The following is a 13,597-nucleotide window of genomic DNA, read 5'->3' as shown; positions in this document are numbered from 1 at the left end:
TCACCCGCATGAAGAGGATGCGCGCGTGGATCACTGGGGCCTTGCTTGCAATCTCGATGGGCGTCGGACTTGCCGGCGCTGCCCAAGCGGCTGAGTCGATCAGTTCCTACGACGTCGTGGCCACTGTGCAAGCCAACAGCGTCGTGGACTTCAAGGAAACCATCACCTACGACTTCTCCGACACTCCAAACAAGCACGGGATCTATCGCGATCTCGTTCTGGCAGACAACGACAGCGCTGGGCGGACTCGGCTCTACGAAGTCAATGTCCAGAGCGTCAGCGTTGATGGCTTCATCGCCGACTACACAACCAGCGAAGAGTCCAACCTGCTGCGGGTTCGAATAGGCGATCCAGATACGACAGTCAGCGGCAAGCACACGTACGTGATCACGTACTCAGTCGCCAACGCACTGAGAGTGATCAACGCGTCTGATGTCGCTGATCCGCAAGCTCCAGAAGGTCTCGCCGTTGGCGATGTCGAATTCTTCTGGGATCTTGTTGCCAACACTTTTGATGTACCGATCATTTCGGCCAAGGCCAGTGTCAATGGTCCCGCCGAGCCCATCGCCGCACGATGTCTCCTTGGCTCCTTTGGATCGACCCAGACGTGCCCGCTCCAGATCCAAGGTTCGACTGTCGGCCTGGGCCCGAGCGCCGTAGCAGCAGGTGAATACCTCACCACAGCAATCGACTACCCCGCTGGAGCCTTCACAGTGAAGCCGGTGGAGGTGTTCGAACCTGAACAGCCGATTGTGCTTGGCGTGATCATCGGCGGGCTGCTGTTCTGGGGCCTGCTCGTCGTGCCGATCGTGCTCGCCAGCATTTGGCGTCGCAAGGACAAGGGTGTCGCTGTCACGGCAACGCCCGTCCAGTTCGAGCCGCCAGATCGCTTGAGCGCTGTGGAGATGGCTGCTGCATGGAAGGGCGACAACACCAGCATGCGACCCAGAGCCATGGTTGCGGCGCTCACCGATCTTGCAGCGCGCGGACAGCTGGTCATCGCAGACGCTGACGATCTGACAGTTGAGCTTGTGCCACAGGCCAACGTCAAGGTGCAGGCTTGGGAGGCAAAGCTGCTGGATCAGATCTTCGCGGCAGGCTCACCTGCAAGTCTGGGCCAGTACAACGCTCAGTTGGCAGGCGTGTGGGGTTCGGAGTACTCCAATCTCGTGGACGTCGCCGAAGCTGCAGGTCGGCGCAACGAGCAGGGCGGCGCTCCTGATCGCCGTTGGAACTGGATGTTCCTCATTGCCGCCATAGGTGTCGTCGTCTTCATCGCATCAATCGTTCTGGATTCGCCCCCCGGCGTCATCGTTGCTGTGGGCATCTTCGTCGGTGCAGTGCTTGGCGGCGTGATTGCCCGGATCATCACACCTCGTCGGGAGACCGATGAGTCCGCTCGCTTCCTCATGCTCACCCTTGGTTTTCGACGTCTGCTTGAGACAGATGCCTCCGTGGCGCGACGCGAATTTGCTCAACGATTGGGCCTTCCAGCCGCTGCAATCCTGGCCACCATGCTCCCCTACGCGGTGGTCTTCTCGTTGGAGGAGTCGTGGGTCGGTGCCTTCCCAGACCTGACACCTGAAGAACTTCGCGCATCGGGTTTCAACGTCGTCACTATCGCGGCGCTGAGCACCATGGTGGGCAATGCCTCGCATTCTGCTTCAAGTTCGCTCACTGCACCCAGCAGTGGTTCGGGATCAGGCGGAAGCGCAGGCGGCGGAGGAGGCGGTGGCGGCGGTGGCTCCTGGTAGTCAGCCGACCAGGTCTGCAGCGTTTGCTTCTTCAACTCGCTGAAGCAGTCCCGAGAGTTGATGCCGCAATGCCCAGTACTCGTCTGCGCTCGTGGCAAAGCACTCGCCGACCGCGGGAGGCACTGCAAGCGCCCGTTTGCGCAGAGCCCGGCCACGAGCAGTCAAAGAGATCTCAACGGAGCGCTCATCGACTTTCGAGCGCTGGCGCCGAATCAGTTCGCCCGATTCCAGTCTCTTGAGCAGAGGCGAAACGGTGCCGCTGTCCAAACTGAGCCGCTCCCCCAACTCGCTCACTGTGAGCCTCTTGGACTCCCACAGGGCAAGCATCACCAGGTACTGGGGGTAGGTGAGGCCAAGCTCGCCGAGAATAGGGCGATAGCGATCAGTGATGCTGCGCTGCAGGCGGTACACCAAGAAACACAGCTGATTGTCGAGCAGCAGAGTTGGATCGGGATCAGTGGGCGTGGTCACGAGGACGATTCTGACAGCATTGCTTCCACATCTGCGCGAATGGCGTCAGGAGTCGTCTTGGGCGCAAAGCGCTTGATTTCGCTCGCGTCTGGCGAAACCAGGAATTTCGTGAAGTTCCATTTAATCGAAGAACCAAACACGCCACCGGCATGCTGCTTAAGAAACGCAAAGACCGGATGAGTGTTCTTGCCGTTGACGTCGACCTTGCTTGAGAGCGGAAAGCTGACTCCGTAGTTGAGCTGGCAGAACTCCTCGATCTGGGCGTCGTCGCCTGGCTCCTGATGCGCAAACTGATCGCACGGGAATCCGATGACAATTAGCCCCTGGTCCGAGAAATCCTCGTAGAGCTTCTGGATGCCTTCCAGCTGTGGCGTAAGTCCACACTTGCTGGCGGTGTTGACGATCAGCATCGGGCGGCCAGCGAAGTCTGACAGCGGAACTACTGTGCCATGGTTATCAACGAATGAGAGATCGAGCAGGGCCTTTGCATTTTCCATAATTAGATTGTGCACAATCTAATTGGCTGCGTCAATACCGCCTCACTGACTCCTCACAGACAACTCACAAATGTCGAGTTGATAACGATCATGTCGCAGACCCATTCACTCGTTGACTTCGTCTGACCACCAGCGCATTCTCGAAATGAATTCGAATACGAGTTCATTTTGAACGTCGCGAAAGGGGCACCCCCGTGAACGTATCCACTCGCAAGCGGAACACCAAGACAGCAGCGCTCATTGCTGGATTGAGTGCTGCAATGCTGCTTGCTGCCTGCAGTAGCTCTGACCCATCGGCTGGCGACTCCACCGAGAGTCCAAGTGGCCTTGATTGCGCGGCTGTTCCCGGCATCAGTGCTACGCAAGTCAAAGTGGGCATCGTCTTTCCCAAGACTGGTCCTGCAGCGGCGACTTTCGCCGAATTCGACAAGGCTGCCCAATTGCGCTTTGAGCAAGAGAACGCGAATGGTGGCGTCAACGGGCGCACAATCGTGACAACTGTGTACGACGATATGAGTGACGGCTCCCGTCAAAGCACGGTCTCGGCCAAGGCAATTGATCAGGACAAGGTGTACGGACTGCTGCATGCATCACAAGCCGACACGATGTTCAGCAAACTACGCCAGCAGAACGTACCTGTCACTGGTCTGGCAATTCAGCCTTCCTATGCCGTGGACGCCAACGTCTTTGGCGTCTTCGGTGCTTACAACTCAGGCTTCGCTTCGACCAGCACTCCACTTCGCATGAAGGAAGCTGGCAGCACAAGCGTGGCGATTGTCGGACATAACTCACCAGGTGCCACCGCATCGGCCAAGGGCATGGAAGCCGCTGTGCCTGCCGTTGGCATGAAAGTGGGAACCACCATCTTGGACATGCCGCTTGGAGCATTCGATGCAACATCGATGGCTCTGAAAATCAAGAACTCCGGAGCTGATGGCGTCAATTCGATCTCGCTGGTCGATTCTGCCATCTCCCTCTTGCAGGCCCTTGATCAACAGGGAGTGCCGATGAAGGCCAAGATGATGTCGTTGATCGTGCCGCCGGATGTTGTCGCAAAGACGGGTGACATCCTCGAAGGCGCGCTTGCCGCGACCTCGGGCACCAAGCCGCTGAGTCTGGATGATCCAGCAGTCACTGCTTACGTGGATGCCATGAATGCAGCTGGCCTGAATACCGAAACCTCGTTCGCGTCCGTTGGCTACGTTGCTGCTGACCTGTTCATTCGAGGCCTGAAGGAAGCGGGTCCGTGCGCAAGCCGCAGTGACTTCGTCACCAATCTGCGCGCGGTGACGGACTACGACGGAGCGGGACTCAGCATTGCTCCTGTGTCGTTCGCCCCCGGATTGACACCCAATGGCGATCCGTCAAGGTGCCAATGGTTCCTTGAGGTCAAGGACGGCAAGTTCGTGCCTGACTCTGCCGCCACCTGCGGCGATCTGCTCCCGCTGTCCTAAGAAGGATTTCTTCGCACTTCCCCTCAAGAGATCCCAGAACGGCCATAAACTGAGGCAGCCCCAGATTTCTGGGGCTGCCTCAGTTTTCAGGTTCAACCATTGCGTGTTCTCCCTTGGAAGGCTCCTACATGACTTCAGCATTCTCAGCCACATCAACAACCGACGAAGTCTTGAACGGAGTTGATCTCACCGGTAAGCGCTTTCTTGTCACGGGAGTCTCGGCTGGACTAGGCGTTGAAACAACGCGGACTCTGCTTGCGCACGGGGCGTCCGTCGTTGGCACCGCACGCGATTTGGCCAAGGCCGACCGTGCCCTTGAGTCCGTCCGCGCCTTCATTGCACCCGGTGCATCCCTGGAAGTGATTGAGGTTGACCTCGCATCGCTGGCGAGTGTCAGACGCGGCGCCGATGAGCTTCTTGCGCAAGGCGACACATTTGATGTGGTGATCGCAAACGCCGGAGTGATGGCCTGTCCCCAAGGCACTACCGAGGATGGCTTCGAGACACAGTTCGGGACAAACCACCTCGGGCACTTCGTCTTCGTCAACCGAGTCGTTCCGCTCATCAAATCGCCAGGCCGCATCGTCTTGCTCTCTTCTGCAGCACACCGTCGCTCGGACGTGAACTTGGACGATCCAGGGTTTGCCACGACTGCCTACGATCCTTGGGTTGCCTACGGCCGCTCCAAGACAGCCAATGTCCTCTTTGGAGTCGCCCTGGACCGCCGCCTGAGCGCTCAGGGCATCCGAGCCACGGCATTGCACCCAGGCGGCATTCAAACCGAGCTCGCTCGGCACGTCACCCCTGACCTCATCGCCAAGATGCGCGCTGCGGCCACTCCTGCCGGCGCACCACAGATGCAGTTCAAGAGCATCCCGCAAGGCGCTGCTACAACCGTCTGGGCTGCCTGTGTGGCATCGCCGGACGAAATCGGCGGCAAGTTCCTTGAGGACTGCGATGTTGCCAGCATCAACCAGACTGACGCTTTAGGCGGCGTTAAGGCCTATGCGCTTGACGCCGACACTGCCGAAGCCCTGTGGACACTGAGCGAGCAACTGGTTGACGAGAGCTTCGCCTTCAACGTCTGACAGGTAGGCGCGGCCGCCACTTGGACACAAGCACACCCGAACAACTCACTCCATTGCTTTGCATATTTTGCCAAGCGTGATGGAGCCTCCACATAACGTGGGCGCCGATCCATTGACGTCGCATGCATCCGCACCTAGTTTGCGATGCAAATCTCGGCTAGATGAGGAGTCCACATGTCGCAATTCGTCGGCGCGCCCATTTTCGATGCGGACCAACACATGTACGAGAGCGCTGACGCGCTCACCCGCTATCTGCCTGCGAAATACGAATCCGCCGTGCAATTCGTTCAGATTGGGCGGCACACGCGCATCGCCGTCAATGGACGGATCACTGAGTACATCCCCAACCCGACATTTGATCGTGTGGCTCGCCCAGGTGCGCACGAGGCCTACTTCGCGGGACAGAACGCTGATGGCCTGTCGCTCAAGGAACTCACTGGACGAGGCATCGATGCCATCCCGGCATTTCGCAATCCCGAGGCTCGATTGCCACTGCTTGATGAACAGGGCGTGACTGAGGCATTCATGTTTCCCACGCTCGCCAACCTGGTCGAGCACAGCGCTGCAGAAGACTACGAACTGACGGGAGCGATCATTCATGCATTGAATCAATGGATGCTCGACACGTGGACCTTCGACTATCAAAGTCGAATTTTCGCCACACCCGTCATCACGTGCGGAACCGTGGACAATGCCCGCCGGGAATTTGAGTACGCGGCAAGCAACGGAGCCAAGATCGTGCTGATGAAGCCAGCCCCCGTCTGCGGCCCAAACGGCTGGCGCTCCCCCGCCCTGCCCGAATTCGACGATCTCTGGAGAGACATCGAAGCTGCCGGCATTCCGGTAGCCCTGCACGCCAGCCAGCCCCCGTTGGATTCATACATCAATCAGTGGGAGTCCGCACGATCGAACAATTTCATGACCCAAAGTGCCTTCCGCAATGTGGTGCTAGGCCATCGCGAGATCTCCGACATGGTCACGAGCCTGATCTGCCACGGCACACTCACCCGCTTCCCGGACCTGCGCATCATGAGCGTTGAGAACGGCAGCGACTGGATCCGGCCACTCTTCAATGACTTCACCACCTGGTACAAGAAGATGCCCCAAGCGTTCCAAGAGCATCCCCACGACGTGTTCAGACGCAATCTGTACGTGAGCCCGTTTTGGGAAGGATCCGTGCATGACCTCACGGATCTGGTCGGCTGGGATCGCGTGCTCTTTGGTTCTGACTATCCACACCCCGAAGGGCTGACTGAGCCGGTTGCCTACTACAACTACTCCGAACCTATGGAAGAGAAGTTGACTTTCGATTTCATGGGTGACAACGCGCGTCGAATGATGCGGATGCCGACATTGAATCCGGAGACTGAGGCGCTAGCCAAGTCCGCATAGGTCTGGCAGCATCCACACCCACCCAGTGATCGCGTGAGGAGCGACATGCCCGACTCTCTTGAACTTCTAGAGCTGACCCAGGTAGGCGAAGGGCGCTACTTGGCGCCGATGCCTGCCGGTTCACAAGAGGGCCGAGATGTGATCTTCGGCGGACAACTTCTGGCTCAGATGATCATGGCGGCGAGCATTGATCCAGATGATCCCAAGCACGTCAACTCCATTCACACCATCTTTGCTCGCGCTGGAACCTACGAGCAGCCGCTACATCTTCTCGTCGAGGATGTCCACAACGGGCGTACGTACGGCAGCAAGATCGTCACAGCAGTACAGGGAGAACGCCTGCTGTCGAAGTCGATGATCCTGATGACCGCCGATGAGCCAGATTTCATTGCTCACCAGCCAACTCTGCCTGCCGGTGTGCTGGGTCCTTCAGCCTTGCCAGAGTCAGAACCTGGAGTGACCTTTCCTGGGGCTGCGCTTCGCTACGCAAGCGCAGAGCACAGTGTGGTCAACGGCGTGCCAGCCAAATCATTCTGGACGCGAATGCCTGCGCCTGTCGGATCATTGGCGGCTAGCCAAGCAGTGATCGCCTGGTCGACCAATGGTTGGTTGATTGGCCTGGCCCTAGAGGCGCACAGTGACGTGGCCACCTTGGCCCAAGCGCACCAATCGATTTCCACTGGCGTCATCGGTCACACAATCAATTTCCATCGCGAGTTCGATGCGGGTGACTGGACGTTGATCAATCAGGAAGCCAGCTTCGCTGGAAAGGGCAGGGTGGCCGGTCACGGCACCATCTTCAACGAGAATCAGCAGCTACTGGCGACCTTCTCCCAGAACAGCATGGTCAAGGGAGTTGATGCTGCGGCTGTGGGCATTGGCACCCGAACTCGCATGTAGCAGGAATCTTGGCTAGATCCGCGCCGCAATCACGACAGCATCAAAGGCCAATCGGGCGCCGTCATCAGTTTGGACTTCCCGTGGTTGCGTCTGCGCGCATTCCACGCGCAGACCCAGTGCTTCCAGTTGGGTGGCTGTCTGGACTGGATTGGACAGCAGATTCGCGTCCTGGGGGCCTCCGATGCCCTCGACGAGATTGCGCTCATCGTGACCGATCAGCATCAATCGACCGCCCGGAGCAACCGCAGACACCGCCAAATTGAGCACCGTATTGCGCTCACCCGGCGGGAGGGGCAGGTACGCGATCAGCACCAGGTCGTAAGCGCGGCCTGTCGGAAGGTACTTGCGAACATCCGCACGGACGACCTCCACCGCGTCAGCCACCTGCAAATCTCGCGAGCATTCACTTGCTCGATCCAAGGCACTCTGCGAGAAGTCGACAACCGTGGCCTGCCAGCCTCGCTGCGCAAGCCAGAGTGCGTTTCTTCCCTCGCCACCAGCGAGATCAAGCATTCGGCCGGGCAGGAGTTCCGCGCAGTGGTGACGCACCCAAGTATTGGGACTGCCAGAGCAGACCATCTCGCTCACTGCATAGGGCTCATCCCATGCGGTGGTCAACACGCCTGCCATCATCGACACAAGCGCCGCTGTTCAATAGAGACTTTCGTCCCGAAAGCAGCAACCGCAGCGCAACGGGACTAATGACTCTTCCCCTGGTGTTGGACCACAGTCAGAATCGGTACGAAAAGAACATTTCAATTCAGGAGTGATCATGCGATCTGTAGTGATCTATGAATCAATGTTCGGGAACAGCCATCGCGTGGCCGATCTCATTGGCAAGACATTGGAAGAGTTCGGCTCCGCCAGCGTGGTGTCGGTTTCCTCTGCCACAGACGAGTTGGTGGCCTCAGCGGACCTTGTTGTTGTGGGAGGCCCCACGCACGCACACACGATGAGCACGCGTACAACGCGTGCGAGCGCTCCTGAGATGGCACAGTCGAGTAGCAAGAAGCACCCGGATGCCCCGTTGAGCATGGACGAGCATTGGCAGGATGCAGGCATTCGCGATTGGCTGCGCACCAGTCAGAAGTCCCAAGGTCAGTTTGCTGCAGCCTTTGACACCCGACTCGATGCACGGGCATTGCTCACTGGTCGGGCATCTCGCGTGATCGCACGCCGTCTTGCTCGACTTGGCTATGAACTGATCGCGGAGCCCGAGAGCTTCCTGGTCGACAGCCAGACTCGACTGCTGGACAGCGAGGCCGAGCGCGCACGGCATTGGGCCAAGGGATTGGCGACATCAGTGGTGCACGCGTAGCTGCCTACTGGGGAGTTGCTCTTCAAGGCACTCAGGAATCGTCGGGAAATACGCGAAGGAGTGCAGCACCGGCCATCTGCAGCGCATCTGCTTCCAACATGCCTTGCACGACAACACCTTGCGCACCCGCTTCTGCGAGGGCTTCGAGTTGTGCTTGGAATTTGGCTGCATCCTTGGAAGGTGGCGCAAACGCCGTGCGGGTGATGTCTGCGTAGTCGCGGCCCACACGTTCGCAGTGCTCGCGCAGCACGTCGAATTTGTGACGCACTGTTTCGGGATCGCCGAACACATTGCATGCATCGGCATATCGGGCGACCAGATCCAAGGTGCGCTTCTCGCCTCCGCCGCCAACGAGGATGGGGATGGAGTCGCGAATCGGGCGCGGAACGTTGTACGCATCAGTGATCGAGTAGTGCTCACCTGCGCAGGTTGACTGCGCTTTGGTCATGAGGGCTGTACAAATCTGGAGTGCCTCATCGAGACGGTCAAAGCGCTCCCCCGTGCCGGGAAACTCAATGTCGTAGGCAGCATGCTCATCGGCATCCCACGCAGCACCGAGCCCAAGGATTGCTCGACCACTGGAGATCACGTCCAGAGTTGTCACTGCCTTCGCCAGCAGTCCAGGATTTCTAAGGGTGACAGGACTGACAAGCGCGTACAACTTCACCGACGAAGTGCGCATGGCAAGTGCTCCGAGCAGCGTGTATGCCTCGAACATTGGCGAGGCGGGTCCGCCGCCGGTGCCATTCTGATGCACATGATCGGGAACTGAGATTGCGTCGAAGCCAGCCTCCTGCGCCAGCACCGCACATGAGACTGCTCGCTCAAACGCTGCTGTGCCGTCATCGACAGTGCCGTAGGAACCCAGATGCAGACCTCGCTTGAACACCGTCATGCGTTCATCTTCGAGGTCGAATCCACAGTTCAAGAGCTGTCGATATACCGGCGATCAACGCCAGCGGCTGATCCAGCATCGGGTGATGCCCGGCCTTGGGCAGTTCGACGAACGGGATCTTGTGACCCACGAGCCCCTGCAACTCCTGTGCCATCTGGGGAGTGACGAGGCCGAACTCAGCACGAAAGCAGACGGTTGGACACTTCAGTGCATTCAGCATGTCGCTCATCGACTTGCCGGGAGTCTGACCAAAGAAGTTCGGGTCGTACTTCCAGGTCCATCCACCTTCGACCTGCTTCAGTGACTGCTCTGCCACGTGCTTGCCAACATATGGCAGCACGACATCCTGCTCAGGAATGGTGCGGAATCGCGCGACGGCACCCTCGAAGGTCTCATGGATGCGAGGAGGTCGCAGTGCTGGTCGCATACCGTCTCGTTCCAAACGACGCGGGTCCAAAGCGGTATCAATCACGATGAGCCCGGCGACGGAGTCCGGGTGTTCGGCGGCGGCAGCCAGGGCGACTCCGCCCCCCATGCTGTGAGCGATGAGAACCGGAGGTCCATCAATCAGCTCAGTGGCGACTGTCATCACTTCATCGGCCCACAAGGACATGCTGTAGCTCTCGCGCCACTCGCTGTCACCATGACCTGACAGATCAACCGCCACGACCCGATTCGCGCGCGCGAGCTGCGGAGCAACGTGATCCCACCAGCCCGAGTGAGCGGATCCGCCATGCAGCAGCATCAGTCCGGGAAGCGAACGATCGCCCCACACCCGGGCGTGCACATTTGCTCCGCGAATCGCAATGTCCACATGCTCAGGCGCATCTGCGATCGCCTCGGTGAACCAGGTCGGAGCCGAGTCAAGCTCGCTGGGGGCAGATTGAACTGTCATGCGTTGGTCATCTCCAATATCTGAGCTAGCGGCCCCACGAATGCGGGGTCCCCTGCGAATTACCCTGCGATCCTAGGCCGCCTTGATCGCCTTGGTGCCAAGACCAACGACAGTTCCCGCGGGCAGATTGGGATGCTTGCCATTGGGCAACTCTGCTCGGCTGACGAAGCCCGGAACATGGATCAATGTATTGGCCCTGGCTTGTGTCGGCGGATTGGCTCCAAGCTGCGCATCCATCAGCGCTTTGAAGTGCCCGTCAACGCAGAAGCCATAAGTCCAGAAGGACGCATCTACAGCAGACTGCGCATGGCATCGGCTGCTCGGTTCAAGAAGGCCTCGACGACTTCACTGTCGCGCTCGGACAGATCCTGCGAGGCTGAAGCCAGAGCTTGGAACATGGGAAGGAGTTCGGCGAACACATCGGCTCGGCCAGACTCCGTCACCACCACTCGCGTTCGTCGCCCGTCCTTGGGATCGGCTTCGCGCACAACATGGCCACGTTCCTGCAGACGATCCACGGCAACAGTTGCTGCCGCCGAAGTAAGCCCAATGCGCCGCGACAACTCCACCGGTCCGATGGGTTCGGCGACCAAGTGCTCGATCGCCAGGAGATCGCCCACGTGCAATTGCAGTCTGTCCGCCACTGCCTGACGAACCCTGGGGGCAAGGGCGAGCAATTCCTGTAGGGCAGTCAGCGGACTGCTTGGCTGCCATTGATCAACCCAGGCGATTGCCTCATGGGAGTCGCCTTGTGTCGCGTCGCTCGTTCCTTTACGATCCATTTCGCTAAATAGTTTACTCACTAATCTAGCGATATTCGAATAGTGATCGCCTAAGGGAGCCCGATGTCGTCTTTTGCCTCGTTCACTGTTCGGCGAGGAATCTCCTGGCTGATCCTCGTACTTGCACTGCTGGTCAGCGCGGTGCTTCTGGCTTTCGGTGGCTCCGCGTCGTCAACAGCCACCGGCGCAACGGCTGCATTGCCCGTCGGGTCGCAATCCACCACCGTGGTCGAACTGCAAAAACGCCTTCCCGCTAGCCAAACCCTTCCGGCGCTGGTCGTCTTCTCCAGTGTCAACGGGTCTGCACTGACTCAAGCTGACATGGCAGCGGTCACAAGCCGAGCCGATGCCCTCAGGCCGCTGGCACTCGGTGGCCAGGTTTCACCCCCAGCCGTTTCGACCGATGGCACTGTTGCGCTCGTCAGCGTTCCACTTGTTGCAAGCAATGACGTATTGGCCACAGCCGACAAGGTTGGTGAGATACGCGCTGTAGTCCAGACTCAACTTCCCGCAGGCATCCAGGCTCAGGTCACTGGTCCCGCTGGCTTCACGGCCGACATCGCCAAGGTCTTTGACGGAGCCAACACGAACCTTCTCCTTGCGACAGTGCTTGTAGTCGCCATTTTGCTCATCGTGACGTATCGCAGCCCTTGGCTTTGGATCGTCCCGCTCGTTGTTGTCGGCCTGGCTGATCGCGTTGCGGCCGTGGCTGCCGGCGGAATGGCCGAGCTCACTGGCATTCCCGTTGATGATGCCGCGCTGGGCATCTTGTCCGTGCTCGTCTTCGGTGCCGGCACCGACTATGCACTCCTGCTCATCTCCCGCTACCGCGACGAGCTTCGCCTGGAGCCCGACCGCTACATAGCCATGCGCCGGGCTCTTGTAGGTGCCGGGGGCGCGATTATCGGCAGTGGCTTCACCGTTGTGCTCGCCCTGCTGACTTTGCTGCTCAGCACGATTCCCACCACACGAGGCCTTGGCCTGGCTTGCGCGGTTGGAATCGTGGTCGCATTGATCTACGCCCTCGTCATGCTGCCCGCGGCTCTCGTCATCTTCGGCCGGCGGCTCTTTTGGCCGTTCGTGCCCAAGGTGGGTGACACTCCCATCACGGAGCGCCACACCGTGTGGTCGCGTATTGGAGCGCAGGTGGCTCGTCGCCCCTTGGCCGTAGTCATCGGCGGCAGCCTTGCATTGGCTGTGCTCGCCCTTCCACTGTTCGGTCTGCGCATTGGGCTGGGTCCCACTGAACAGTTCTTGAGCAAGCCCGAAGCAGTGGCGGGTCAGGAGACCCTCGCGCGCGCATTCCCAGCTGGCGCGATTGATCCGCTGGCCATCATCAGCCCCGAGAGCCAGTCCAGCACAGTCAAGAGCCGGCTCAATTCGATCTCCGGGGTTGCGTCCGCCTCGGCGGGAGCCGCCGGTGATGGCTTGGCTCAAACCGATGTCGTCTTGCTTGATGCGCCGGGCACAGCCGGCGCAGACCAGACCATCCGAGATATCCGGATAGCACTTGCCGACGTGCCTGACACGTTTGTCGGTGGAAGCCAAGCTCAGTCGCTTGACTCTGCCGCAGCGCAAACGCGCGACATGTTCGTGATCGTGCCTCTCATCCTGCTGCTGGTACTTGCGATGCTGGTGGTCCTGCTTCGCGCCCTGGTCGCACCGGTACTGATTGTGTTAACCGTGCTCGGCACATACGCAGCAGCGATGGGCGCATCGTGGTGGTTGTTCACCCACGTATTCAATTTCCCAGCGCTGGACACCGGTGTCGCTCTGCTTTCCTTCCTGTTCCTAGTGGCCCTTGGCGTGGACTACAACATCTTCCTGGTGACGCGCGCCAAGGAGGAGGCGCGAACTCGCGGGAGCAAAGAGGGGATGCTCAGAGCCCTTGCAGCAACGGGCGGGGTCATCACCAGTGCTGGCATCCTGCTTGCCGCCGTCTTTGCCGTGCTTGGCGTGCTTCCTCTGATAGCCCTCGCCCAAATCGGCGTGGTCGTGTGCATCGGTGTGCTGCTTGACACATTGCTTGTGCGTACCGTCATCGTCCCAGCTCTGGCGCTCATCACCGGAGACCGATTCTGGTGGCCCGGCAGCACTGTTGCATCGATAGAAGAGCAGAGCGCGCAGGAAAGCCTCGCCCGGTGACGCCTT

General features: G+C 59.4%; 14 protein-coding genes. 7 read left to right on the top strand and 7 right to left on the bottom strand.

The annotated features are described in order from the left end of the window. Window positions 1-8 precede the first annotated feature (8 nt). Window positions 9-1,754 carry a DUF2207 domain-containing protein gene (locus tag Q8M73_06605; GenBank protein ID MDP2288220.1) on the top strand — a complete coding sequence of 582 codons (1,746 nt, stop codon included), beginning with the start codon at window positions 9-11 and terminating at the stop codon, window positions 1,752-1,754. Here Q8M73_06605 and Q8M73_06600 read toward each other — a convergent pair whose 3' ends face one another. Continuing rightward, window positions 1,755-2,225, bottom strand: coding sequence for a MarR family transcriptional regulator (locus Q8M73_06600; protein ID MDP2288219.1), 471 nt, complete (start codon window positions 2,223-2,225; stop codon window positions 1,755-1,757). Further along, window positions 2,222-2,722, bottom strand: a complete 501-nt coding sequence (locus tag Q8M73_06595) for a glutathione peroxidase (GenBank protein ID MDP2288218.1) — start codon at window positions 2,720-2,722, stop codon at window positions 2,222-2,224. The genes Q8M73_06600 and Q8M73_06595 overlap by 4 nt, the downstream gene beginning before the upstream one ends. A gap of 194 nt (window positions 2,723-2,916) precedes the next feature. Between Q8M73_06595 and Q8M73_06590 the strand changes: the two genes are divergently transcribed. The 4 genes from Q8M73_06590 to Q8M73_06575 all read left to right on the top strand — a co-directional run bounded on the left by Q8M73_06590 (window position 2,917) and on the right by Q8M73_06575 (window position 7,556). After that, the gene (locus Q8M73_06590; protein ID MDP2288217.1) at window positions 2,917-4,176 is read left to right on the top strand and encodes an ABC transporter substrate-binding protein; all 1,260 of its coding nucleotides are present in this window, start codon (window positions 2,917-2,919) and stop codon (window positions 4,174-4,176) included. A gap of 128 nt (window positions 4,177-4,304) precedes the next feature. Further along, window positions 4,305-5,264: an SDR family NAD(P)-dependent oxidoreductase gene (locus Q8M73_06585; GenBank protein ID MDP2288216.1), complete on the top strand. Its 960-nt coding sequence runs from the start codon at window positions 4,305-4,307 to the stop codon at window positions 5,262-5,264. 174 nt (window positions 5,265-5,438) lie between these two features. Beyond that, window positions 5,439-6,656 carry an amidohydrolase family protein gene (locus Q8M73_06580; protein MDP2288215.1) on the top strand — a complete coding sequence of 406 codons (1,218 nt, stop codon included), beginning with the start codon at window positions 5,439-5,441 and terminating at the stop codon, window positions 6,654-6,656. Between the two features lie 45 nt (window positions 6,657-6,701). Beyond that, a complete protein-coding gene (locus Q8M73_06575) occupies window positions 6,702-7,556 on the top strand; it encodes a thioesterase family protein (GenBank protein MDP2288214.1) in 855 nt (284 codons plus the stop codon). Window positions 7,557-7,568: 12 nt separating this feature from the next. On the opposite strand, the gene Q8M73_06570 is transcribed toward Q8M73_06575, so the two are convergent. Continuing rightward, complete coding sequence (locus Q8M73_06570) at window positions 7,569-8,177, bottom strand: class I SAM-dependent methyltransferase (protein ID MDP2288213.1); 609 nt, start codon at window positions 8,175-8,177, stop codon at window positions 7,569-7,571. A 151-nt stretch (window positions 8,178-8,328) separates the two neighbouring features. Between Q8M73_06570 and Q8M73_06565 the strand changes: the two genes are divergently transcribed. Beyond that, window positions 8,329-8,874: a flavodoxin domain-containing protein gene (locus tag Q8M73_06565; GenBank protein ID MDP2288212.1), complete on the top strand. Its 546-nt coding sequence runs from the start codon at window positions 8,329-8,331 to the stop codon at window positions 8,872-8,874. A 31-nt stretch (window positions 8,875-8,905) separates the two neighbouring features. On the opposite strand, the gene Q8M73_06560 is transcribed toward Q8M73_06565, so the two are convergent. From Q8M73_06560 to Q8M73_06545, 4 genes are all read right to left on the bottom strand, one after another. Then, a complete protein-coding gene (locus Q8M73_06560; GenBank protein MDP2288211.1) occupies window positions 8,906-9,769 on the bottom strand; it encodes a TIGR03560 family F420-dependent LLM class oxidoreductase in 864 nt (287 codons plus the stop codon). A 4-nt stretch (window positions 9,770-9,773) separates the two neighbouring features. After that, on the bottom strand, window positions 9,774-10,664 hold the full coding sequence (locus Q8M73_06555) for an alpha/beta hydrolase (GenBank protein MDP2288210.1): 891 nt from the start codon (window positions 10,662-10,664) through the stop codon (window positions 9,774-9,776). A gap of 72 nt (window positions 10,665-10,736) precedes the next feature. Then, window positions 10,737-10,901, bottom strand: coding sequence for a hypothetical protein (locus Q8M73_06550; GenBank protein ID MDP2288209.1), 165 nt, complete (start codon window positions 10,899-10,901; stop codon window positions 10,737-10,739). A 53-nt stretch (window positions 10,902-10,954) separates the two neighbouring features. Further along, the gene (locus Q8M73_06545) at window positions 10,955-11,446 is read right to left on the bottom strand and encodes a MarR family transcriptional regulator (protein ID MDP2288208.1); all 492 of its coding nucleotides are present in this window, start codon (window positions 11,444-11,446) and stop codon (window positions 10,955-10,957) included. 63 nt (window positions 11,447-11,509) lie between these two features. On the opposite strand from Q8M73_06545, the gene Q8M73_06540 reads away from it, so the two are divergent. Further along, window positions 11,510-13,591, top strand: a complete 2,082-nt coding sequence (locus Q8M73_06540) for an MMPL family transporter (GenBank protein MDP2288207.1) — start codon at window positions 11,510-11,512, stop codon at window positions 13,589-13,591. The last annotated feature ends 6 nt before the right edge of the window (window positions 13,592-13,597 follow it).

The organism is Actinomycetota bacterium, assembly GCA_030684515.1.
In the GTDB taxonomy this organism is placed as follows: domain Bacteria; phylum Actinomycetota; class Actinomycetes; order S36-B12; family S36-B12; genus UBA11398.
Note: the sequence above shows the minus strand (reverse complement) of the source record. Positions and strands in the feature narration are given on the sequence as shown.